Below are 260 nucleotides of genomic sequence, written 5' to 3'. Positions count from 1 at the left end.
AGGGAGTAGGTGTTGTGCAGAGTATGGGTCACGTCCTCTGCGGCCTCGATCATTTTCTTCTCTTTGACGTACCACAGCATCTCCGACGGAGCTTCTGAACCCGGCGCCATCATAAAGTCGTAGGTCAAACCGTCGATCACTTCTTCCTGACCGGTATGGGTAATGTAGTCGGTCGGCGGGATGAGGGTGACAGTACCCGCAGAGGTGGTGGTGCCAAGGCCTGCACCCACCTGGCCTTTTGCATCCGGCTTCAGCAGGTT

The 260-nt window shown here is 56.5% G+C and carries 1 pseudogene; it reads right to left on the bottom strand.

Annotated elements, in window-relative coordinates:
- Positions 1-260 (bottom strand): annotated as a pseudogene (locus IPZ49_RS22715) (MBL fold metallo-hydrolase); the annotation flags it as partial.

The organism is Enterobacter cloacae complex sp. S2 (assembly GCF_015159675.1).
Lineage (GTDB): Bacteria > Pseudomonadota > Gammaproteobacteria > Enterobacterales > Enterobacteriaceae > Enterobacter > Enterobacter intestinihominis.
The sequence above is the reverse complement of the archived record's forward strand: the minus strand, read 5'-3'. Positions and strand labels throughout refer to the sequence as shown.